Annotated in this window: 3 protein-coding genes; all 3 read right to left on the minus strand. The window is 23.7% G+C overall.

Annotation, left to right across the window (positions count from 1 at the left end; all coding sequences use genetic code 11):
- Nucleotides 1-86: hypothetical protein (locus HMPREF0202_RS15710; RefSeq protein ID WP_023052320.1), on the minus strand; the 86-nt coding region annotated here is incomplete at its 3' end.
- An 82-nt stretch (nucleotides 87-168) separates the two neighbouring features.
- Nucleotides 169-585 (minus strand): adenosylmethionine decarboxylase, encoded by a 417-nt coding sequence (gene speD / locus HMPREF0202_RS06480; RefSeq protein ID WP_023052321.1) that lies wholly within the window; start codon nucleotides 583-585, stop codon nucleotides 169-171.
- Between the two features lie 64 nt (nucleotides 586-649).
- On the minus strand, nucleotides 650-1,081 hold the full coding sequence (locus HMPREF0202_RS06485) for a hypothetical protein (protein ID WP_023052322.1): 432 nt from the start codon (nucleotides 1,079-1,081) through the stop codon (nucleotides 650-652).
- Between the last annotated feature and the right edge of the window lie 85 nt (nucleotides 1,082-1,166).

Below are 1,166 nucleotides of genomic sequence, written 5' to 3' on the forward strand. Positions count from 1 at the left end.
GCCTCTGCTTCAGAGAGTACTCTTTTATTAAATTCTATCCAACTTATTTCTCTATTATAGAAACTATCTTCAAAATAAATGCTCATTTTTTTGAACCTCCTATTTATAAAAAATTTTAAAATTAAAATTTTTTCAAATTATTTTTCAATAGCTTATAAATTTAATTTTCTATTGAAATTCTGGCTTAAAAGTTATTTTTCCTAGCTCTTTTTTTGAATAATTTCTAATTTTATCTACCATTCCTCTTGGAAGTTCTATTGATTCGCTTCTGACAGACTTAAATATATCTTCTAAAAATTTAAAAGCTATCCACGGATCTATCTTATTACCACAAGTAAATATATCAACTGCAGCATAACCATATTCAGGCCACGTATGAATAGCAAGATGAGATTCTGATATAATTACAACTCCTGATACTCCATATGGATTAAAATGATGAAATACTGTTTCTACTATTGTTGCATTAGCTATTTTTGCTGCTTCGTTCATACATTCTTTTATTAAAATTGGATTTTTTAGTATCTCTTCGTTACAATTATAAAACTCAACTAAAACATGTCTTCCTAATGTTTCTAATTTCAATTTTTCCCTCCTAAAACTAATATTTTAATAAAAATATTAACTATAGATATAAAACACCTTATATCTATATTTTAGAAATACCTTGAACGTTATCAGCTACTTTAATAATTGTTTTAGATATCTCTTCCATACTCACATCTTTTTTAAAAAACCAATAAAATTTAAATCCTGGTGCTGTTGTAATTCTAAGAACACTAATATTAAAAAATTTTAAACCAAACATTTCAGTAGTTCCTACTTGATTAAGTGGAATAGAAAAAATCTTTGAAACTAAATTATATTCAGATGTAACTTTAAGCTTTTGAATACTTATTATCCTCATATTAGTTATTAAAAATGATTTAAATTGATTATCATAACACATAATAATTTGTTCGTTAGAATTTAAAAGAATTTTATGAAACTCTTTATCTAAAGAGTTTTGTAATACAACTCTACTCATTCTTGTAAAAGAAAAACTAAAAATTTCCCAAAATAATTTTAAGTAGACTAGCATTTAATCACCTCATTTTTTTGTTTCTTATATAACGTATTATATTTTTAACTTATATTTTACTACTATACACTATTTTTTTATATTT

The organism is Cetobacterium somerae ATCC BAA-474, from assembly GCF_000479045.1.
GTDB lineage: Bacteria > Fusobacteriota > Fusobacteriia > Fusobacteriales > Fusobacteriaceae > Cetobacterium_A > Cetobacterium_A somerae.